Origin of the sequence: Amycolatopsis roodepoortensis (genome assembly GCF_014873915.1) — a bacterium.
Lineage (GTDB): Bacteria > Actinomycetota > Actinomycetes > Mycobacteriales > Pseudonocardiaceae > Amycolatopsis > Amycolatopsis roodepoortensis.
The window spans coordinates 415,236-433,446 of record NZ_JADBEJ010000004.1 but is presented as its reverse complement, the minus strand read 5'-3'; the positions used below and the strand labels follow the sequence as shown (position 1 = coordinate 433,446).

Sequence of the window (18,211 nt, the reverse complement as noted above, 5' to 3'; positions counted from 1 at the left end):
GAAGCCGAGTGTCCACTTCAGGAGTGTGAGACCCCGGTCACTCGTGGGAGACAGCTCAGCCCTTGTCGTCCTGCTTCAGCGCCGTGTCGATGGTCAGCGCCGAGGCCACCACCATCGACGCCAGCGGGTCCCGCAGCGGCCGGTGGATCTCGACGACGTAGTTGTCGGCGGTGGTGAACGCGGCCTTCACGAAACCGCCCCAGGTCTTCGTGATCCGCGCGATCTCGACGTCCGCCTCGTCCTTGATCGCGAAGTTCCACGCCCGCCAGTTCTCCGCGAAGATCCCGCCGACCTTCCGCCCGTCGACCACGAAACCCAGCCGGATCTTGCCGAAGACGTTCTCCTGCACGATCTCGCCGATCGGGGAGTCGTCGGCCTTCGTCACCAGGAACCGGGATTTGAACACCTTCGCCGGCCGCGTCACCTTCAGCACGGTGCTGTGGTTCGCGTCGCGGATCTCGAAGCGGTGGGTCAGGAACTGGTCGTAGTTCGTGAGCAGCCGGATGGCCTTCTTCAGCGTGCTCTGCCCGACCTGGACGACGCCGCCGAGGCGGTTGCCGTTCTGGTCGAACACGCCGAACTCGTTGGCCATCTCGATGAGTTTCGCGCGCTGGTTGACCACCAGCACGGGTTCGGAGAACAGCGTCCCGCCGCCGACGGCCCCGCCGCCGCGGCCTTGGGTGCCCCTCGCCGCCTGCGCCCGGATTTTGGCGGGGTCGTGCGCGCCTTCGACATCCAGCTCGATCATCTCGGCGTCGTGCGACGGCCGCGTGTTCGCGGTCCAGGCCTGCCCGTCCCACCACCGGTACACCCGGGGGTTCTGCTGGTCGGGATACCAGCCGGCGGGCTGTGGAGAGCTCGTCATGGCAGGTCAGCGTAATGCGCTCAGTGCCGTCTCGGGCTCGTCGACGGCAATTGCGTCGAATGTCCGTGTCCTCCCGTGCCCCGCCTCCCCGCACACTCGGACCAAGGGGAGAATCCGGGTGTGAACGAACGACCTTGGCCCCCTGGCGCGGCCACCGCGATCGGTTCCCTTCCCGGCACCGATCCGGTCGAGGCCGCTTCGATCGTGTTCGGCGAACTGCCCGAATTCCCCTGTATGCCCGAACTTCCCGCCCGTGGCGTCGGTGCCGACATGATCGGCCGGACGGCGGCGCTGCTGGTCGACCTCGCGGTCGAGGTGGTGCCGAGTGGTTACCGGGTCGCTGCCCGTCCCGGACACGACCACCGCCGCGCGGTCGACCTGATGAACTGGGACCTCGACGCCGTCCAGGAGGCGCGGGAGAAGGCGGGCGCCGCGCCGCCCGCCTTCAAGATCCAGGTCGCCGGGCCGTGGACGCTCGCCGCGAACGTCGAGCTCCCGCGCGGGCACCGGATCCTCACCGACAAGGGCGCACTGCGCGATTTCGCCGCGTCGCTGCTCGATGGACTGGCCGGGCACGTCGCGGAACTGAAGTCGCGGATCGGCGCGCCGGTGGTGATCCAGTTCGACGAACCGTCGCTGCCCGCGGTCCTCGCCGGCGATCTCCCGACGGCGTCCGGCTACGGCACCGTTCCCGCCGTGCCCGCCCCGGAGGCGCGCGAACTGCTGTCGACGGTGATCTCCGGGGCGGAACGCGTCACCGGTCAGCCGGTCGCGGTGCACTGCTGCGCCGAAAAGCCGCCGATCCCGTTGCTGCGCGCGGCGGGGGCGCAGGCGATCGCCTTCGATTTCACCCTGTTGAAGGGCGCTTCGCCCGCGCAGCTGGACGAGATCGGCGAGGCGCTGGATTCCGGGACGACGCTGATGCTCGGCCTCGTCCCCACGACCGACCCTGGTGTCCCGGTGGAGCTGCGCGACGTGGTGACGCCCGTGTTCAAACTCGTCGACCGGCTGGGCTTCAGCCGCGAGATCCTCGCCGAACGGGTCGTCCCGACGCCGGCGTGCGGTCTGGCGGGTGCCACTCCCGAGTGGATGCGCCGCGCGCTCACGCTCAGCCGGGAGGCAGGCAAGGCTTTCACCGAACCGCCTGAAGGCTGGTGAGCGGCGCGGTAGCGTGCCCGTCATGCGTTTGTTCCGCCGCTCCCGCAAGACCGAGGACGTTCCCGACCCCCGCACCGCCTGGCCGGAGCAGCCGGTCCCCGAGGACGCGGCCGCCGCGGCGGAGAAGTTCTGGGAGGCCTGGTTCGCGCTCCTGCCCGAGGTCAGCGCCGCGCTCGGCGATCGTGAACCGCATCGGGTGGAACACGATCTCTGCACCATCGTCGAGGCACTGCACCCCCGGCTGCACTTTTCCCTCGATCGTGGGCACCGGGCGATCTACTCGCTGGTGCTGACCGGCCAGGAGGATCCGGAACTGCGCCCGTACACCGACGCGTGGAAGGCCGCGGCGCCGCCGGAGGACGCCATCTGGGAGTACCACGACTCGGTGCCGCCGGTCCCCGATCCGAGTGAGGTCACCGTCAACCTCGGCGAGACCCGGATCGCGCTCGCCGACGTGCGGGTGACCGCGAAGGTGGACGAATCAGCCGGACGGGTGGACGTGACCGTGTTCCATCCGCTGATCGACGAGCTGGCGCCGGAGACCCGGACGACCATGACCTTCCTGCCGCTGGACGCCACGCTGGGTGAGCGGGTCGCGGCCGAACGCCTCGGCAAGGTCGAGCTGGTGACCGAGGCCCAGGACGGGCAGCTGACCCTGCTGGAACTACGCGAAATCGTCGGCAGGCTGTCCGGAAATGTCGGTACCCCCGACTAGGGTTACCCCCGTGAGCAGCGAACTTCCCGAAAACCCCGAGCCCGCACAGGACGTCACGGACGTGCCCGCCGACGTCCGTGAAAGGCATGCCGAACTGGCGGAGGAGATCCGCGGTCACCAGTTCCGGTACTACGTGCTGGATTCACCGATCGTGTCCGACGGCCAGTTCGACGAGCTGCTGAACGAGCTCCAGTCCATCGAGGACGAGCACCCGGGGCTGGTGACGCCGGAGTCGCCGACGCAGAACGTCGGCGGCACGTTCTCCACCGAGTTCGTCGCGCACGACCACCTCGAGCGCATGCTCAGCCTGGACAACGTCTTCGACACCGGCGAGTTCGAGGCCTGGGTCGAGCGCGTCCAGAAGGAGATCCGCGCGACGAAGTACCTCGCCGAACTGAAGATCGACGGGCTCGCGATCAACCTGCTGTACGAGAACGGCCGCCTCACCCGCGCTCTGACCAGGGGCGACGGCCGCACCGGCGAGGACGTCACGCTCAACGTCCGCACGCTGGAGCAGGTGCCCGAGCGGCTGACCGGGACGGACGAGTTCCCGGTGCCCGCACTGGTCGAGGTCCGCGGTGAGGTGTTCTTCCGTGTCGAGGATTTCCTGGCGCTGAACGCGAAGATGGTCGAGGCGGGCAAGGATCCGTACGCGAACCCGCGCAACACCGCCGCCGGGTCGTTGCGGCAGAAGGATCCCAAGATCACGAAGTCGCGCAACCTGCGACTGATCTGCCACGGCCTCGGCAAACGTGAGGGCTTCGAGCCGAAGCGGCAGTCCGAGGCGTACGACGCGCTCGCCGCGTGGGGCCTGCCGGTCTCGCCGCACAGCAAGGTGCTCGGTTCGGGCAAGGAACTGCTGGAGCACATCGAATACTGGGGCGAGCACCGCCACGACGCCGAGCACGAGATCGACGGCGTCGTCATCAAGGTCGACGAGGTCGCGCTGCAACGCCGTCTCGGCACGACGTCGCGGGCCCCGCGCTGGGCGATCGCCTACAAGTACCCGCCGGAAGAGGCGATCACCACCCTGCTGGACATCCAGGTCAACGTCGGCCGCACCGGGCGGGTCACCCCGTTCGCGGTGATGGAGCCGGTGAAGGTGGCCGGGTCCACGGTGGCGATGGCGACGCTGCACAACCAGGAAGAGGTCAAACGCAAGGGCGTGCTGATCGGGGACAAGGTCGTCATCCGCAAGGCGGGCGACGTCATCCCCGAGGTGCTCGGCCCGGTCGCCGACGCGCGCACCGGTGAGGAGCGCGAGTTCGTGATGCCGTTGCGCTGCCCCAACTGCGACACCGAGCTGGCGTACCAGAAGGAGGGCGACATCGACATCCGTTGCCCGAATTCGCGGTCCTGCCCGGCGCAGCTGCGTGAGCGGCTGTTCCACCTGGGCGGCCGGGGCGCGTTCGACATCGAGGTGCTCGGCTACGAGGCCGCGGTCGCGATCCTGGACGCCGGTGTCGTGCACGACGAGGGCGACATCTTCGGGCTGGACGAGGAAAAACTGCTCCAGGTGGAGCTGTTCCGCACCAAGGCAGGGGAGCTGTCGGCCAACGGGCGCAAGCTGCTGGACAACCTGGAGACGGTGAAGGACCGTCCACTGTGGAAGGTCATCGTCGGCCTGTCGATCCGGCACGTCGGCCCGACGGCGGCGCAGGCACTCGCACGGGAATTCGGTTCGCTGGAACGGATCGAGAACGCCTCGGAGGAGGAGCTCTCCAGCGTCGACGGCGTCGGCCCGACCATCGCCCGCGCGGCGAAGGAGTGGTTCGAGGTCGACTGGCATCGCGAGATCGTCGAGAAGTGGCGCGCGGCGGGCGTGCGGATGGAGGAGGAGCGCGACGAGTCCATCCCGCGCAACCTCGAAGGCCTGTCCATCGTCGTCACCGGTTCGCTGAACGACTATTCCCGCGACGAGGCCAAGGAATACATCATGGCCCGCGGCGGGAAGGCGGCCGGTTCGGTGTCGAAGAAGACGGCGTTCGTCGTCGTCGGGGACGCTCCGGGCACGAAGTACGACAAGGCCGTCCAGCTGAAGGTGCCGGTGCTCGACGAGAACGGTTTCCGCGTGCTGCTCGAAAGCGGCCCCGAGGCCGCGGCCGAGCTCGCGCTGCCGACCGAGGAGGGAGCCGGTGAGTGACCTGGAGATCCGGCCCGCCCGCCCCGAGGAGCTGACGGCGGTCGGGGAGCTCACGCTGGCCGCGTACTCCGCGGAGCGGAGCCTGGTCGACGGCGTCGGCTACGCCGCGGAGCTCGTCGACGCCGCCAAGCGGGCGGAGCTGGCCGAACTCCTGGTCGCGGTGGACGGCGACGGCACGCTGGTCGGCACGGTCACCATCGCCCTGCCGGGGACCGAGTTCGCCGAGCTGTCCCGCGAGGGCGAACTGGAGTTCCGGATGCTGGGCGTGCTGCCCTCGGCGACCGGGCGCGGTATCGGCGAGGCGCTGACCAGGGCGGTCATCGCGCGGGCGCGGGAACTCGGCGTGACGAGGGTGGTGCTGTGCAGCCTGGTCACGATGGAGCGGGCGCACCGGCTCTACGAGCGGCTCGGCTTCGTCCGGCTGCCCGAGCGGGACTGGGAGCCGCATGCCGGGATCACCCTGATCGCGTACGGCCTGGAGCTTTGATGAATTCGGCGACGGCGATCACCACCACCGCCGACATCCTCGCGCTGGAAGGGGCGGGCTGGGAAGCGGACCTGGGCGAGATGCGCGATGATCCCCCGGACCGCAAGTGGCTTGAGCCCCGCGAATAACGCTGACTGAGCGAAGCTGTCCCGCGCTTGCGCCGAGGCGATCTTCGACTCGTGAGCTGACCCCTTCGCGGATGTCATGAAAGAGGGGCCGTTCAGGCCGAAATGTCCTGAACGGCCCTTTCATGACATCCAGAGGACGAAACGCGAAGGTCAGCTGTCCAGCACGACGGCGACGATCCCCGCGAAGTGCGCCAAACGCGCCACCTCCGCGGCCCGGAAGTTCGGCCCGCCGGGCCGGGCGACCAGCAGTGCCTTCCCTGGCTTCCCCAGCGGTGTCGCCGCGAGTTCGGTCCCCAGTTCCTTCCACGTCTCCGGCACCCAGGCCTCCTCGGCGTCGAGGATGGTGGCGCGTTCCAGCGGCAGCCACGGCAGGTCGGTGATCGGCGTCTCGGGCGCGGCGTTGGACGACGCGAGCCGGATCGCGCCGTCCTCGGCGTGCTCGACGACGACGGCCCAGCCCGCCCGGATGATCCGCGGCACCCCTTCGGCGAGGATCTCCAGCCCCGCGGCGGGCTTCGCGGCGATCTCCTCGACCAGTTCGAGCTCGCGATGGGTGTCCAGCACCCCGGCGTACGGGCGGACGGCGTCGACCTCGACCCCATCGACGCTTTCGGCGGCGGTGATGAGCGCGTCCGGCAGCCTGCCGGACGGGATTTCGACGACGAGGTCGTCGACGGCGACACCGCCGCCGCGTTCGACCACGTCCACGCTCAGGATGTCGGCGCCGACGGTGCCGAGCGCGGTGGCGACCGCGCCGAGGGTCCCCGGGGTGTCCGGTAATTGGACCCGGATCAGGAACGACACACGCGCCCCTCTCGCCTCAGGCGTCCCAGCCTCGCCGTGGAACGCGCTACGCCGGGCGCCGATTGTGACAGACCGGACGAGGTAATGGGGACCGACGTCCGGGGCGCGGGATAACGAACCAGGCACTCCTTACCCGACATGGGAGCGCAGGCCGCGGCATAACCCAGTCGAGTCCGCCGACGCCGCCACCATAGACTTGCAGCTTCCGACAGAACCCGCACAGCACACCCCGGGAGTCACCCGCGTGCCCAACATTTCCCGCGACGAGGTCGCGCACCTCGCCAAGCTGGCCAGGCTTGCCGTCACCGAAGAGGAGCTGGACGTCTTCGCAGGCCAGCTCGACCAGATCCTGGACTCGGTGGCCAAGGTGAGCGAGGTCGCAGGCGAGGACGTCCCGCCCACGTCGCACGCCGTGCCGCTGACCAACGTGTTCCGTGAGGACACGGTCCGACCGGGGCTGACCCAGCAGCAGGCGCTGGCCGGTGCGCCGGCCAGCGAAGAGGGTCGTTTCCGGGTGCCGCGGATTCTGGGAGAAGAACAGTGACCGAACTCATCAAGCTCACCGCCGCCGAGTTGGCGGAGAAGATCCAGTCCCGTGAGGTGTCGGCCGTCGAGGTCACCCAGGCCCACCTGGACCGGATCGCCGAGGTCGACGACCACATCCACGCGTTCCTGCACGTCGACACCGAGGGCGCGCTCGAAGCCGCCCGCGCGGTGGACGCCGACGTCGCCGGCGGCAACGCGCCGAAGTCCGCGCTCGCCGGTGTCCCGCTGGCGCTCAAGGACGTGCTGACCACCAAGGGCATCCCGACCACGGTCGGTTCGAAGACCCTGGAGAACTGGCTCCCGCCGTACGACGCCACCGTGACGCGCAAGCTGCGCGAGGCCGGTGTCGTGGTGCTCGGCAAGACCAACATGGACGAGTTCGCGATGGGCTCCTCCACGGAGAACTCCGCGTTCGGCCCGACGCACAACCCGTGGGACCACGCCCGCATCCCGGGCGGTTCCGGCGGTGGTTCCTCGGCGTCCATCGCGGCGTTCGAGGCCGCGATCGCGATCGGCACCGACACCGGTGGCTCGATCCGCCAGCCCGGCGCGGTCACCGGCACCGTCGGCGTGAAGCCGACGTACGGCGGTGTCTCCCGCTACGGTCTCGTCGCCTTCTCCTCCTCGCTCGACCAGGCCGGTCCGTGCGCGCGGACGGTGCTCGACGCCGCCCTGCTGCACGAGGTCATCGCCGGGTACGACCCGATGGACTCGACCTCGATCGACGCGCCGGTCCCGCCGGTGGTCGCCGCGGCCCGCCAGGGCCTGACCGGTGACCTCAAGGGCGTCCGCGTCGGCGTGGTGAAGGAATTCGCCGGCGACGGCTACCAGCCGGGCGTGTTGCGGTCGTTCGAGGCCGCCGTCGAGCAGCTGCGCGCGCTCGGCGCCGAGGTCGTCGAGGTCTCGTGCCCGAACTTCACCTACGCGCTGCCCGCCTACTACCTGATCGCGCCGAGCGAGTGCTCGTCGAACCTCGCCCGGTTCGACGCCATGCGCTACGGCCTGCGCGTGTCCGACGACGGCGAGCACAGCGCCGAAGAGGTCATGTCGCTCACCCGCGAGAAGGGCTTCGGCCCCGAGGTCAAGCGCCGCATCATGCTCGGCACGTACGCGCTTTCCTCGGGCTACTACGACGCCTACTACGGCTCGGCGCAGAAGGTCCGCACGCTCATCACGCGCGACTTCGAGGCCGCGTACGAAAAGGTGGACGTGCTGGTCTCGCCGACCACGCCGACCACCGCGTTCAAGATCGGCGAGCGCGTCGACGACCCGATGGCGATGTACCTGGCGGACCTGTGCACCATCCCGTCGAACCTCGCCGGCAACGCCGCGATGAGTGTCCCGAGTGGACTGTCGCATGAGGACGGCCTGCCGGTCGGCCTCCAGATCATGGCCCCCGCGATGGCCGACGACCGGCTGTACCGCGTCGGCGCCGCCTACGAGGTCGCACGCGACGCCGCCAACGGTGGCTCGCTGGTGCACGAGGTTCCGGAGCTGGGAGGAAAGAAGTGACCGCCGTGGTTGAGTTGATGGACTACGCCGACGTCATCGAGCGGTTCGACCCGGTGCTGGGCCTCGAGGTGCACGTCGAGCTGAACACGAACACCAAGATGTTCTGCGGCTGCGCCAACGAGTTCGGCGGCGAGCCGAACACCAAGGTGTGCCCGACCTGCCTCGGCCTGCCCGGTTCGCTGCCGGTCGTGAACGGCAAGGCGGTCGAGGGCGCGATCCGCATCGGTCTCGCGCTCAACTGCGAGATCGCGGAATGGTGCCGGTTCGCCCGGAAGAACTACTTCTACCCGGACATGCCGAAGAACTTCCAGACCTCGCAGTACGACGAGCCGATCGCCTTCAACGGCTACCTCGACGTGACGCTGGACGACGGCGAGGTCGTGCGCGTGGAGATCGAGCGCGCGCACATGGAGGAGGACACCGGCAAGTCGCTGCACGTCGGCGGTGCCACCGGGCGGATCCACGGCGCCGAGCACTCGCTGCTCGACTACAACCGCGCCGGCGTGCCGCTGATCGAGATCGTCACCAAGACGATCGAGCACACCGGCGGCCGCGCCCCCGAGGTCGCCCGCGCGTACGTGAGCGCCCTGCGGGATCTGCTGCGCGCGCTGGACGTCTCCGACGTCCGCATGGACCAGGGTTCCCTGCGCTGCGACGCGAACGTCTCGCTGATGGCCAAGGACGCGACCGAATTCGGCACGCGCACCGAGACCAAGAACGTCAACTCGCTGCGCAGCGTCGAGCGCGCCGTGCGCTACGAGATGACCCGCCAGGCGGCGATCCTCGCCGAGGGCGGTTCGATCAAGCAGGAGACGCGGCACTTCCAGGAGGCCGACGGCACCACGTCGCCGGGCCGCACCAAGGAGACCGCCGAGGACTACCGGTACTTCCCGGAGCCCGACCTGGTCCCGATCGCGCCGTCGCGCGAATGGGTCGAGGAGCTGCGCAAGACGCTGCCGGAGATGCCGTCGGAGCGCCGCAAGCGCATCCAGCGGGAGTGGAACCTGACCGACGAGGCGCTGCGCGACCTGCTCAACGTCGGCGCGGTCGACCTGGTCGCCGCCACCGTCGAGGCGGGCGCGACGCCGGACGAGGCCCGCAGCTGGTGGGTCAACACGCTGGCGCAGGAGGCCAACTCCCGCGAGATCGAGCTGGCCGAGCTGGCGATCACCCCGGCGCAGCTGGCCGAGGTCATCGCGCTGGTCAACGCCGGCGAGCTGACCAACAAGCTGGCCAAGGAGGTCGTGCAGGGCGTGCTCGCCGGCGAGGGTTCGCCGTCCGAGGTCGTCGAGAAGCGCGGCCTGAAGGTCGTCTCCGACGACTCCGCGCTCATCGCGGCGGTCGACGAGGCGCTGGCCGCGCAGCCCGACGTCGCCGACAAGATCCGCGGCGGCAAGGTGGCCGCGGCCGGGGCGATCGTCGGCGCGGTCATGAAGGCCACCAAGGGCCAGGCCGACGCCAAGCGCGTGCGCGAACTGATCGTCGAGCGAGTCGGTGCCTGATCTCGCTCTGAAGAAGGTCACCTGGCGTGAGTGGCTCGGCCTCGCGGCCGGGCTGCTCGCGCTGGTGGCCTTGTTCCTTCCGTGGACGACGCTGACCGCCTCGCGCCCGGAGATCGAAGACGCGCTGACGACGTTGCCCGCCGACGACGTCACGCGCGACGCGTGGCACGCGGGTTTCCTGGCCTGGGCGCCGCTCTTCCTCCTGTTCCTGCCCGGGTTGGCCGTCGTGCTGTTCGGCCGCGTCGACGCCGTCCGCCGCGCGGGCCTGCCGCATCTGTGGCAGATGGCGGCCGTCGGCGCGCTGCTGCTGATGGTGCTCGGCTGGACCACCCTCGACTGGCAGTTCGACGCCGACCAGCGCGGGATCTTCTCCGCCGCCGGTATCGAGATCGGGACCGGGCTCGGCCGCTACCTCGGCCTGGTGGCGGCTGTCGTCTCCGTCGTCGTCGCGTTCCTCGACGTCCGGCTCCTGCGCGCCGAGACCCGCACCCGGCGTCCCTGAGCCCCCGTCTTCGCGTTTAGTCCTCTGAGTGCAGTGAGAAAGCGCTTTCTTTCGAGGAGTCCCTGTGTTCCCCTTGCCCGGCGGTATCGGCCTGTCTCATCTGTGCGCCTACGAATGGGAGGCCGCCGACGGCGTGTGCGGCGGCAGTCCGCATCTGCATCTCGCCTGCACCGAGGCCTACGTCGTCACAGGCGGACGCGGCGCGGTGCAGACGCTCGACGTCGGCGGCTACCGGGAGACCGAACTCGAAGCCGGGGTCGTCGCGTGGTTCGCGCCCGGCACGGTCCACCGGATGGTGCAGCGCGACGGGTTGCGGATCACCGTGCTCATGCAGAACAGCGGGCTCCCCGAAGCGGGTGACGCCGTCTTCACCTTCCCGCCGCCGCTCCTCGCCGACCCGGACGCGTACGCGGAGGCCGCCGCGATGCCCGAGGACGCCGTCGCGGCCCGCCGCCGTCGCGATCTCGCGATCGAGGGCTATCTGCCGATCCGGGACGCGCTCGTCGCGGGAGATCCCGGTCCGCTGAGGGATTTCCATCGCGCGGCCGTCGCACTGGTCGCGCCGAAGGTCGGCGCGTGGACGTCGCGCTGGCGGACGGGTGCGCTGGCCGCCGCCGAGCTGACCGGTGAGCAGTTGAAGGCGCTCGCGAACGGGGACGCGAGTCATCTCGAACGGTCGGGCGTCCGCGTCATGAGCCCGTCCAAAGAGGACGGTTATGGGATGTGCGGGCGGAGGGCCGAGTACCATCCTTGACATGTGACCATTAGGTCACCTATTTTTGTCCGCATGACTTCATCACGCAGGACTCTCGTCACCGTGCTCGTCGCGTTTCTCCTCGGCGCGCTGTTCACCGCCACGCCGGCGTCCGCCGAAGAGGGCTGGCGCACCCACGAAGGCGCGATCAATGGTGCCGACTACCTGGTCAAAGTCCCGAAACGCTGGAACGGCACGCTGGTCCTCTACAGCCACGGGCTCTATGTGGAGAAGTGGGGGAAGCCGGAGCGGATCTGGCTGGCCACCAGACCCGAGACCGAGACCTGGCTGCTCGAGCACGGCTACGCGCTGGCCGCGTCGAACTACAAGGGCGTCTTCGGGCACGCGATCGAAGAAGCCTTGACCGATCAGATCGCGCTGCTGGACTGGTTCGAGGCCACCGTGGGCAGACCACGGCGGACGCTCACCAGCGGGATGTCCATGGGCGCCGTGATCTCGGTGAAGCTGGCCGAGAACAACCCGGGCCGGTTCGACGGTGTCCTAGCGCAGTGCGGCGAGTACGACACGAAGGGCACCTGGAACAGCGCGCTCGACATGCTCTTCGCGCTCAAGACCCTGCTGGCGCCCGATGCGGACATCGACCTCGTCCGGCCTCGTGATCCGGAGGCCGCACAGGCGGCGCTCGAAGCCGTCGTGACCGAAGCTCAGAAGACCGAAGCGGGCCGGGCGCGGATCGCGTTGGCCGGAGCGCTGGGCACCATCCCCGGCTGGGCGCTCGCGCACGAACCCGAGCCGACGGCGCCTGCCGACCGTCTCGCCCAGCAGGCGCTGTGGGTCACCGGGGCCTACCTGTACGGCTACGGGCCGGACGCGCGTCCCGAAATCGAGGGCCGGGCGGGCGGGAATCCGTCCTCGAACACCGGGATCGATTATCGGCGTCAGCTCGCCCGGTCCACCGGGCTCGACCTGGTCCGGCACGCGTACCGGGCGGGCGGCGTGGATCTGGGGGCCGACCTGGACCGGCTCGCCGCGGCCCCGCGGATTTCGGCGGATACGCAGGCGGAGGCTTACCTGGACCGCTACGCCGTGGCGCGCGGCACCACACCCTCACCCGTGCTGACCGCCCACACCACCGGCGACGGCGGCGCCGTCGCGGGACAGGCCCGGTGGTACGGCGACCAGGTCCGGCGAAACGGCGATCCTGGCCTGTTGCGGCAGACCTACGTCAGCCGGGGCGGCCACTGTTCGTTCAACGCGGCCGAGGAGATCGTCCTGCTGCGTACCTTGTCGTCGCGGGCCGACACCGGCCACTGGCCGTCCACAGATCCGCGACGGCTCACCGCCGCCGCGACCGATCTCGGACCCGCCTATCGGCTCGTGCCGGAACTGTTCGACCCGCAGGGCAAGGAAAAGGCGATGCCGCCGTTGTTCACCCGGTTCACCCCGCCTGCCCAGCCGAGGCCGTCCAGGTAAGGGCCGCTCAGTCCTTGCCGCCCCCGCCGGAGGCGGCCGACGGCGTGATGATGACGACGCGGTCGTCGCTCGAAACCGGGGTGCCGCCGTCCTTGTTGACCGTCCCGGCGAGCGCGATCTGCGGATTGACCATGCTCATCGCGGACAGCCTGCCGAAGGTCTTCGGCGGCTTGCCGACCTTGCCGTCCATGAAGACGTTCGGCTTGCCGGTCACCGCGCCGTCCGGGGTGACCGGCAGGTTCTGCAGGTTGCCCGCGATCGACGTCGTGACCGTCAGGTAGCCGGTGGCGCCGACGAAATCCGCGCAGCCCGCCACGCCGGGCCGGTCGGTCCAGCTCCAGGCCGGGGTGGTCAGCGGCTGGCCGCCGCGAAGCCGGTACAGGACGTCCTTGTCGGCCAGCCGGTCGGTCAGCCATACGCGGGAGCCGGTCTGGTCGCGGCAGATCCCGCCGGGGGAGTGCACGCCGGTCGAGAAGACCGCCGAACCCGGCGTGGGGTTGCCCGCCGCGGGTTTGCCCGAGGTGTCGACGCGCAGCACCTTCCCGGCCAGCGACGCCGGATCGGCCGCGAGCCCGGGGTTGCCCGCGTCGCCGGTGGCGACCAGGAGCGCGCCCTTGGCGTCGGTGCCGATCGCGCCGCGGTTGCCGGTGGCGCCCTTGGGGATGCCGGTCAGCACCGGTTTCGGCGCCTGGCCCTTCGCCAGCCGGACGACCCGGTTGTCGGTCGGGGTGGTGATGTAGGCGAAGACGAGCTGGTCTTCGGCGAAGCCCGGGGAGAGGGCGAGCGAGGTGAGGCCGCCGTCGCCCGAGCCGTCCACGGGGACGGTCGCCCAGTCGGCCGGGTCCTTCTCCGCGACGGCGAGCAGGATCCGGCCGCTCTTGCGTTCGCCCGCGAGCGCGCTGGGCGCGGTGCCGTCGCCGGGGATCGCGGCCACGGCGGCGACGGTGTCCAGGCAGGTCGCGATGACGGCCTTGTCGAAGTCCTTGCACCCCTGCGGCGGCGGGACCGGCGACGGCGTCTGGTTCGGCCCGTTGCCCCGGCCGGGGCCGGGGTCGCCCGCCGCGCCGCCGGGCCCGACCTGCGGCGGGACCTCGGGGGACGGCGGGTTGACCGGGGTGAACTTCTGCCCGGCGGCGGTGTTGTCGAATTCGGCGCAACCGGAGAGCATCAGCGCGCCGCAGGCCAGTATGGCCAGCGGCGCGGTCCATTTCCGCCGGTACCGGGTACGCACGGGGCAAGCCTAGGTGGGCGTACGTGAGCCACGGGTAAGAGCCTCTGGATACCGTGGTGATCATGACAGTGACCGTTCTCGTGCCCGACGAAGTGGGAGTGGCCGCGCTTTCGGAGATCGACGGCGTGCGTCCGGTGGTTTACCGCCACGGTGAGCCGGTGCCGCCCGAAGCCGCCGAGGCCGAGGTCCTCGTGACCGGCGATCGGCCCAGCGAGGGGCTCTGGCGCGAACTGCCGAACGTCAAACTCGTGCAGCTGCTGGCGGCGGGTGCCGAGGACTGGATCGGCAACGTGCCCGACGGTGTCCTGCTCTCGACCTGCCGCGGCGCGCACGGCGGGAGCTCGGCCGAATGGGTCGTCGCGGTACTCCTGGCGATCTACCGCGGTCTCGGCGGCTTCGCCGAAGGCCTGCGCCGGAAGCACTGGGAACGCCGGACCACCGACACCCTGCAGGGCAAGCGGGTCCTCATCATCGGCGCGGGCGACCTCGGCAGGCATCTGCGCCGCCGGCTGGAGACCTTCGACGTGCGCTGCACGATGGTGGGCGCGAACGCTCGCGAAGGTGTCCACGGCACCGACGAACTCCCCGCCCTGCTGCCCGACCACGACGTCACGGTGCTCATGGTGCCGCTCACAAAGCACACCAGGGGCATGGTCGACGCGGAGTTCCTGGCCGCGATGCCGGACGACGCGATCCTCGTGAACGTCTCGCGGGGTCCTGTCGTGGTCACGGACGCGCTCGTCGCGGAACTCACGTCGGGACGGCTGCGTGCCGCGCTCGACGTGACCGACCCGGAGCCGCTGCCCGACGGGCACCCGCTGTGGGACTGCCCGGGGCTGCTGCTGACACCGCACGTCGCGGGCTCGGTGAGCGGGAGGCGGCAGCGTGCCTACGCGGTGGTGGCCCGGGAATTGAGCCGCTATCTGGGTGGGGAGCTGCCGAAGAACCTGGTGCACGGCGAATACTGAGCATCGTGGCGAATCTTCATGTCGGCTGCGCGATGTGGACGCACAAGGCGTGGGCCGGGCGGTTCGTCCCGCGGTCGTCTCCCGCCGGGGAGCGCCTGCGGGCGTACGCCGGCTGGTGCAACGCGGTCGAGGGCAACACGACCTTCTACGCGACCCCCGCGAGGGAAACCGTCGAGACGTGGGCGCGGCAGACCGGTCCCGGCTTCCGGTTCGTGGTCAAGCTGCCCAAGGTCGTCACGCACGAGAAGCGCCTCGCCGGGGTCGAGACCGAGATGCGGGCGTTCCTCGACGCGGTCGAACCCCTCGGCGAACGGGCGGTCCTGTGGACTCAGCTGCCCGGCTCGTTCGGGCCGCCGGACGCCGACGCACTCGGCCGCTTCCTGCGCCGTCTTCCCGCCGGCCTCCGTCGTGCCGTCGAGGTGCGTCACCCGGCGTTCTACTCCGAAGCGACCTCGCTGCTGGAGAGGACTCTCGCCGACGCGGACGCCGAGTGGGTGCCGTTCGACACCACGGTGTTCTTCTCCAGCCCGCCGGTCAGCGAGGCCGAACAGGACGCCTGGGCCAAGAAACCCCGGCTGCCGCGGCGAACGCGGGCGCTGACCGACCGGCCGATCGTGCGGTACCTCGGCCGGGATTCGGCCGAGGAGACCGCGCGGGGATGGGAACCGTGGACCGAAGTGGTCGCCGGATGGCTGCGGGAGGGCCGGTCGCCGACGATCTTCGTGCACACGCCCGATAACGACGACGCCCCGGCGCTCGCTCGCCGGTTCCACGACGACGTGCGCGCCCTGGTGCCCGGGCTCGACCCGCTGCCCGAGCCCGAACCGATCGAACCCGCGACCCTGTTCTGAGCCGCCGCGTGATCGGACGGACGACACGCGTGTCCAGACGGACGACACGCGTGACTGGACGGACGACACACCTCGAGGTCGGTTCGGTCGCCTGACGGGCCGGTTTCCCTTACCCTTCGCGCGTGAGCGATGACTACCAGACCAGCATGATCTCGGACGTGGCCGAACCCGACAACGGCCCGGCCCCGGTGGAGACCAGGGGCGGGATCGATCTCGGTCTGCTCGTCCTGCGAGTGGTGCTCGGCGTGACCATGGGCGCGCACGGGCTCCAGCACCTCTTCGGCGCCTTCGGCGGCCCCGGCGTCGGCGGTTTCGCCAAGGTGCTCGGCGGCTTCGGCTACACCAGCCAGACCACGCTGCTTTCGTGGATCACCGGGATCAGCGAGGTGGTCGGTGGCGCGCTCGTGCTGGTGGGCCTGTTCACCCCGATCGGTGCCGCCGCGCTTCTCGGGGTCTGCGCGAACATCGTCTACGTCAAGTTCGGCGGCGGGTTCTTCCAGAAGCAGGGCCAGGGCTTCGAGTTCGAACTCCTGCTGGCCGCGGCCTCGCTGACCGTGCTGCTCGCGGGCTCCGGGCGGATCGCGCTGGACGTCAACACCCCGTGGCGGAAGCGGCCGCTCTCGTTCGGGCTGATCGGGTTGCTGCTGTCGGCCGCGGCTTCGGTCGTGGTGATCGTCCTCTGCCGCTGACCGCCCCGCATCCAGAGGACTAAATGCGCGACGAGCGCATTTAGTCCTCTGAATGCGTCCTACTTGTTCGGGTCGCGGACGGCGCCGGTGTCGGCCGAGGTCGCCATCCGCGCGTAGGCCCGCAGCGCGGCGGTGACCTTCCGGTCCCGCGAGACCGGCTGCCACGGACGCTCGCTCGCCTCCATCTTCGCGCGCCGCTCGGCGAGAACGTCTTCGTCGACGAGCAGTTCGAGACGCCGTTCGTGGACGTCGAGCAGGATCCGGTCGCCGTTCTGGACCAGGCCGATCGCGCCGCCCGCGGCGGCCTCGGGCGAGATGTGCCCGACCGAGATGCCCGACGAACCGCCGGAGAACCGGCCGTCGGTGATCAGCGCGCACTTCTTGCCCAGCCCCGAGCCCTTGAGGAACGCCGTCGGGTGCAGCATCTCCTGCATCCCCGGGCCGCCCGCCGGGCCTTCGTAGCGGATCACCAGCACCTCACCGGGCTGGATCTCCTTCTTGAGGATGGCCGAAACCGCCTCCTCCTGGCTCTCCAGCACCCGGGCCGGGCCCTCGAAATGCCACAGCTCCTCGTCGATGCCCGCGGACTTGATGACGGCGCCGTTCTCGGCGAGGTTCCCCCGCAGGATCGCGAGCCCGCCGTCCTTGGTGTACGCGTGCTCGACGTCGTGGATGCAGCCGTCCGCGGCGTCGGTGTCCAAAGAGGACCACCGGTTCTCGGTCGAGAACGCCTCCGTGGTGCGGACTCCGCCCGGCGCCGCGTGGAACAGCTCGATCGCGCGCTCCGACGGCTCCTTGCCGCGAATGTCCCAAGTGGACAGCCACGACTCCAGATCCGGCGAGTGCACGGAGTGGACGTCGGTGTTCAGCAGGCCGCCGCGGTACAGCTCACCCAGGATGGCCGGGATCCCGCCCGCGCGGTGGACGTCCTCCATGTGGTAGTCCGAGTTCGGCGCGACCTTCGACAGGCACGGCACACGGCGGCCGATGGCGTCGATGTCGTCGATGGTGAAGTCGACTTCGCCCTCCTGCGCGGCGGCGAGGATGTGCAGCACCGTGTTGGTCGAACCGCCCATCGCCATGTCGAGGGCCATCGCGTTTTCGAAGGCCTTCTTCGACGCGATCGAGCGCGGGAGCACGGACTCGTCATCCTGCTCATACCAGCGCTTGCACAGCTCGACGACCGTGCGCCCGGCGTCGGAGAAGAGCGCCCTGCGGGCGGCGTGCGTGGCGAGGGTGGAACCGTTGCCCGGCAGGGAGAGCCCGAGCGCCTCGGTGAGGCAGTTCATCGAGTTCGCGGTGAACATCCCCGAGCACGAGCCGCAGGTCGGGCAGGCCGAACGCTCCACAATGGACAGCCCGTCCTCGTCGACCTCGCTGCTGGCCGAGGCGGCGATCGCGGTGATCAGATCGGTCGGCGCCTGCGCGACCCCGCCGACGACCACGGCCTTCCCGGCCTCCATCGGTCCACCCGAGACGAACACGACCGGGATGTTCAGCCGCATGGCGGCGTTCAGCATGCCCGGGGTGATCTTGTCGCAGTTGGAGATGCAGACCAGCGCGTCGGCCTGGTGCGCGTTCACCATGTACTCGACGGAGTCGGCGATGATCTCGCGCGAGGGCAGGGAGTACAGCATTCCGCTGTGCCCCATGGCGATCCCGTCGTCGACGGCGATCGTGTGGAACTCGCGGGCGACCCCGCCCGCCTCCTTCACCGCGCCGGCCACGATCTCGCCGAGGTCCTTGAGGTGCACGTGCCCCGGCACGAACTGGGTGTAGGAGTTCGCGATGGCGACGATCGGCTTGCCGAAGTCGCTGTCGGTCATCCCCGTGGCGCGCCAGAGCGAGCGGGCGCCCGCCGCGTTGCGGCCGTGGGTGGTGGTCCGGGAACGGAGCTGAGGCACGGCTGACTCCAAGGTTCG

General features: G+C 70.1%; 18 protein-coding genes. 14 read left to right on the top strand and 4 right to left on the bottom strand.

The window, feature by feature from the left end; genetic code table 11:
* Positions 1–55 precede the first annotated feature (55 nt).
* The gene (locus H4W30_RS12590; RefSeq protein ID WP_192743014.1) at positions 56–865 is read right to left on the bottom strand and encodes a phospholipid scramblase-related protein; all 810 of its coding nucleotides are present in this window, start codon (positions 863–865) and stop codon (positions 56–58) included.
* 120 nt (positions 866–985) lie between these two features.
* Between H4W30_RS12590 and H4W30_RS12585 the strand changes: the two genes are divergently transcribed.
* From H4W30_RS12585 to H4W30_RS44195, 5 genes are read left to right on the top strand one after another with little or no spacing between them, the layout of a single operon-like run.
* Positions 986–2,023 carry a methionine synthase gene (locus H4W30_RS12585; protein WP_192743013.1) on the top strand — a complete coding sequence of 346 codons (1,038 nt, stop codon included), beginning with the start codon at positions 986–988 and terminating at the stop codon, positions 2,021–2,023.
* A 22-nt stretch (positions 2,024–2,045) separates the two neighbouring features.
* Positions 2,046–2,738, top strand: coding sequence for a hypothetical protein (locus tag H4W30_RS12580; RefSeq protein ID WP_192743012.1), 693 nt, complete (start codon positions 2,046–2,048; stop codon positions 2,736–2,738).
* A 10-nt stretch (positions 2,739–2,748) separates the two neighbouring features.
* The gene (gene ligA, locus H4W30_RS12575; protein ID WP_192743011.1) at positions 2,749–4,881 is read left to right on the top strand and encodes an NAD-dependent DNA ligase LigA; all 2,133 of its coding nucleotides are present in this window, start codon (positions 2,749–2,751) and stop codon (positions 4,879–4,881) included.
* Positions 4,874–5,368, top strand: coding sequence for a GNAT family N-acetyltransferase (locus H4W30_RS12570; protein ID WP_192743010.1), 495 nt, complete (start codon positions 4,874–4,876; stop codon positions 5,366–5,368). The genes ligA and H4W30_RS12570 overlap by 8 nt, the downstream gene beginning before the upstream one ends.
* Positions 5,368–5,496: a hypothetical protein gene (locus H4W30_RS44195; RefSeq protein ID WP_264082842.1), complete on the top strand. Its 129-nt coding sequence runs from the start codon at positions 5,368–5,370 to the stop codon at positions 5,494–5,496. The genes H4W30_RS12570 and H4W30_RS44195 overlap by 1 nt, the downstream gene beginning before the upstream one ends.
* 150 nt (positions 5,497–5,646) lie before the next feature.
* Here the strand turns inward: H4W30_RS44195 and H4W30_RS12565 are convergent, their stop codons facing one another.
* The gene (locus H4W30_RS12565; RefSeq protein WP_192743009.1) at positions 5,647–6,300 is read right to left on the bottom strand and encodes an ACT domain-containing protein; all 654 of its coding nucleotides are present in this window, start codon (positions 6,298–6,300) and stop codon (positions 5,647–5,649) included.
* A gap of 244 nt (positions 6,301–6,544) precedes the next feature.
* Here H4W30_RS12565 and gatC point away from each other — a divergent pair, with 244 nt between their 5' ends.
* From gatC to H4W30_RS12535, 6 genes are all read left to right on the top strand, one after another.
* Positions 6,545–6,844: an Asp-tRNA(Asn)/Glu-tRNA(Gln) amidotransferase subunit GatC gene (gene gatC, locus H4W30_RS12560; RefSeq protein ID WP_005162012.1), complete on the top strand. Its 300-nt coding sequence runs from the start codon at positions 6,545–6,547 to the stop codon at positions 6,842–6,844.
* Positions 6,841–8,358 carry an Asp-tRNA(Asn)/Glu-tRNA(Gln) amidotransferase subunit GatA gene (gene gatA / locus H4W30_RS12555; RefSeq protein WP_192743008.1) on the top strand — a complete coding sequence of 506 codons (1,518 nt, stop codon included), beginning with the start codon at positions 6,841–6,843 and terminating at the stop codon, positions 8,356–8,358. Before gatC ends, gatA begins: the two co-directional genes overlap by 4 nt.
* On the top strand, positions 8,355–9,860 hold the full coding sequence (gene gatB, locus H4W30_RS12550) for an Asp-tRNA(Asn)/Glu-tRNA(Gln) amidotransferase subunit GatB (RefSeq protein WP_192743007.1): 1,506 nt from the start codon (positions 8,355–8,357) through the stop codon (positions 9,858–9,860). Before gatA ends, gatB begins: the two co-directional genes overlap by 4 nt.
* Positions 9,853–10,362, top strand: coding sequence for a hypothetical protein (locus tag H4W30_RS12545; protein WP_192743006.1), 510 nt, complete (start codon positions 9,853–9,855; stop codon positions 10,360–10,362). Before gatB ends, H4W30_RS12545 begins: the two co-directional genes overlap by 8 nt.
* A gap of 64 nt (positions 10,363–10,426) precedes the next feature.
* Entirely contained in the window at positions 10,427–11,116 is a 690-nt protein-coding gene (locus H4W30_RS12540) for a cupin (RefSeq protein ID WP_192743005.1), read from the top strand.
* Positions 11,117–11,149: 33 nt separating this feature from the next.
* Positions 11,150–12,550: a DUF6351 family protein gene (locus tag H4W30_RS12535; RefSeq protein WP_192743004.1), complete on the top strand. Its 1,401-nt coding sequence runs from the start codon at positions 11,150–11,152 to the stop codon at positions 12,548–12,550.
* A 7-nt stretch (positions 12,551–12,557) separates the two neighbouring features.
* Here H4W30_RS12535 and H4W30_RS12530 read toward each other — a convergent pair whose 3' ends face one another.
* Positions 12,558–13,781, bottom strand: coding sequence for a PQQ-dependent sugar dehydrogenase (locus tag H4W30_RS12530; RefSeq protein ID WP_192743003.1), 1,224 nt, complete (start codon positions 13,779–13,781; stop codon positions 12,558–12,560).
* Between the two features lie 62 nt (positions 13,782–13,843).
* Between H4W30_RS12530 and H4W30_RS12525 the strand changes: the two genes are divergently transcribed.
* The 3 genes from H4W30_RS12525 to H4W30_RS12515 all read left to right on the top strand — a co-directional run bounded on the left by H4W30_RS12525 (position 13,844) and on the right by H4W30_RS12515 (position 16,289).
* Positions 13,844–14,749 (top strand): 2-hydroxyacid dehydrogenase, encoded by a 906-nt coding sequence (locus H4W30_RS12525; protein WP_192743002.1) that lies wholly within the window; start codon positions 13,844–13,846, stop codon positions 14,747–14,749.
* Between the two features lie 32 nt (positions 14,750–14,781).
* Positions 14,782–15,600, top strand: a complete 819-nt coding sequence (locus H4W30_RS12520) for a DUF72 domain-containing protein (protein ID WP_192744083.1) — start codon at positions 14,782–14,784, stop codon at positions 15,598–15,600.
* Positions 15,601–15,746: 146 nt separating this feature from the next.
* Complete coding sequence (locus tag H4W30_RS12515) at positions 15,747–16,289, top strand: DoxX family protein (protein WP_192744082.1); 543 nt, start codon at positions 15,747–15,749, stop codon at positions 16,287–16,289.
* A gap of 59 nt (positions 16,290–16,348) precedes the next feature.
* Here H4W30_RS12515 and ilvD read toward each other — a convergent pair whose 3' ends face one another.
* Complete coding sequence (ilvD, locus tag H4W30_RS12510) at positions 16,349–18,193, bottom strand: dihydroxy-acid dehydratase (protein ID WP_192743001.1); 1,845 nt, start codon at positions 18,191–18,193, stop codon at positions 16,349–16,351.
* Positions 18,194–18,211 lie beyond the last annotated feature (18 nt).

Excerpts from the sequence above, each read along its gene's own strand:
- H4W30_RS12590 (WP_192743014.1), bottom strand. The coding sequence starts at position 865 with ATGACGAGCTCTCCACAGCCCGCCGGCTGGTATCCCGACCAGCAGAAC.
- H4W30_RS12580 (WP_192743012.1), top strand. The coding sequence starts at position 2,046 with ATGCGTTTGTTCCGCCGCTCCCGCAAGACCGAGGACGTTCCCGACCCC.
- H4W30_RS44195 (WP_264082842.1), top strand. The coding sequence starts at position 5,368 with ATGAATTCGGCGACGGCGATCACCACCACCGCCGACATCCTCGCGCTG.
- H4W30_RS12535 (WP_192743004.1), top strand. The coding sequence starts at position 11,150 with ATGACTTCATCACGCAGGACTCTCGTCACCGTGCTCGTCGCGTTTCTC.
- H4W30_RS12525 (WP_192743002.1), top strand. The coding sequence starts at position 13,844 with ATGACAGTGACCGTTCTCGTGCCCGACGAAGTGGGAGTGGCCGCGCTT.
- H4W30_RS12520 (WP_192744083.1), top strand. The coding sequence starts at position 14,782 with ATGTGGACGCACAAGGCGTGGGCCGGGCGGTTCGTCCCGCGGTCGTCT.
- H4W30_RS12515 (WP_192744082.1), top strand. The coding sequence starts at position 15,747 with ATGATCTCGGACGTGGCCGAACCCGACAACGGCCCGGCCCCGGTGGAG.